Raw genomic sequence first — 1,901 nt, 5'->3', positions numbered from 1 at the left:
GCGGGCCGGGTCAGGAAATGACCGTGGGCTTTGCGATCGCCGCTGAAAAAGCCCAAGGCGCGTGCCTGCTTTCCATCGATAGCGAAGGCACCGATGGCACCGCGAAAGTCGCGGGCGGCATCACGGATTCGACCAGCTATCAAGCCGCCGCGAGCAAAGGCGTGAGTCTTTATCAAGCCTTGCGCGAGCACAGTTGTTACGAAGCACTCGCCTCCATCGACTCAGCCGTGTTCACCGGCAACACCGGCACAAACCTCTGCGACCTGAACATTCTCTACGTTCCGGCATTGAAGGAGAGCAAGTAATGCAAGACAAGATCATCTCCGTTCGTGCGCAGCAGATTATCGACTGCAAGTGCCGTCCGGCTGTCGAAGTCGAGATTCGCACGGAAAGCGGCGCAATCGGACGCGGCGCAGCGCCTACGGGCACGTCGGTTGGCATGCATGAATCGTTCGTACTCCGCGATAATGATCCGTCTACGTACAAAGGCCTGAGCGTGCATAAGGCGGTGGAAAACGCAGCGAAGATCATCGGGCCGGCGCTGATCGGCATGAACGTATTCGATCAACGCGCTATCGACGAGAAAATGATTGCGCTGGACGGCACGCCGGATAAGCACGTGCTCGGCGGCAATACGATTTACTCCGCCTCCATCGCCGCTTTTCGCGCCGCCGCCGATTCACGTGGCATTCCGCTGTACGAACATATCGCAGGCCGCGATATCTGGACCGTGCCGGTGCCCTGCTTCAACGTGATCAACGGCGGGCGTTACGAAGGCTTTACGCAGGCATTCAACGAATTTCTGATCGTTCCGTATGGCACGGACAGCATCGACTTCGCCATCGAAATGGCGGTGGCGGTATTTCATAAGCTCTCCGATGTTCTGACCGCGTATCTCGGCCACAAGCCGCAAGTCGCAAGCTCCTATGGCTACGCCGCGCCGTCCGAAGACCCCGAGATGATTCTCACGCTGATGCAGAAGGCCATCGACGAATGTGGCTATACGGATCGCATTGCGTTCGCGCTGGATTGTGCGTCGAGCGAGATGTACGACAAGGCGACCAGGCGTTATCTGCTCAAGGGCGAACGCGTTTCATCGGATGAATTGATTGCGTACGCGAAGTATCTGACCGAGCGATTCAACCTGGTCTTTATCGAAGACCTGCTCGATGAAAACGACTGGAACGGCTACACAAAAGCCGTGCGCGAACTCAAACGCACCATCGTGCTCGGCGACGATCTCACCGTAACGAATCTCGAATTGCTGCGCCGCGCCCATGATACGCGCGCCGTCGATGGCTTCGTGCTCAAGCCGAATCAGGTCGGCACCATCACCGAAGCTATGGATGCCTACAGATTTGCTCACGAGCACGGCATGATCGCCGTGCCCTCGGGCCGCTCGGGCGGCGTGGTCGATGACGTGGTGATGGATTTTTCCGTTGGACTCGAAGTGCCGTTCCAGAAAAACGGTGCGCCGCGTTCGGGCGAACGCATCGAAAAGCTCAATTTCCTGATGCGCGCGAATGCTCGCAGTTCGGCATGCCGCCTGTATGACATTGCGCCGCTGCTGCGCTTCTGATTCAACTCCATTTTCAAGAGGTAAGGCCATGTATCCCAAGATCGATTTTCTGTATCTGTCCGAGCCGGACATGATCGAAGCGGGCGTGCTCGATGCCGCGCGTTGCGTGAGCGTCTGCGAAGAAACCTTCAGCTTGCTCGGCAAGGGCGACTATCTGATGGGCGGCGCGAATCACAATAATCACGGCATGAATATCGTATTTCCGAAGGAAACGAAGTTCCCGAATATGCCGGTGGCGGGTCCTGATCGCCGTTTCGCCGCCATGCCCGGTTATCTCGGCGGGCGTTTCGATGTATGTGGCAACAAGTGGTATGGCTCGAAT

At 57.4% G+C, this 1,901-nt stretch carries 2 protein-coding genes and 1 pseudogene; all 3 read left to right on the top strand.

The annotated features are described in order from the left end of the window. Positions 1 to 305: MOFRL family protein (locus tag P7F28_RS10340; protein WP_277184390.1), on the top strand; the 305-nt coding region annotated here is incomplete at its 5' end. Next, positions 305 to 1,579, top strand: a complete 1,275-nt coding sequence (locus P7F28_RS10335) for an enolase C-terminal domain-like protein (protein ID WP_277184389.1) — start codon at positions 305 to 307, stop codon at positions 1,577 to 1,579. The genes P7F28_RS10340 and P7F28_RS10335, both read left to right, overlap by 1 nt. A gap of 28 nt (positions 1,580 to 1,607) precedes the next feature. Further along, a pseudogene (locus P7F28_RS10330) lies at positions 1,608 to 1,901 on the top strand (ornithine cyclodeaminase); the annotation flags it as partial.

It is taken from the genome of Caballeronia sp. BR00000012568055 (genome assembly GCF_029439455.1).
Classification (GTDB): domain Bacteria; phylum Pseudomonadota; class Gammaproteobacteria; order Burkholderiales; family Burkholderiaceae; genus Caballeronia.
The sequence above is the reverse complement of the archived record's forward strand: the minus strand, read 5'-3'. Positions and strand labels throughout refer to the sequence as shown.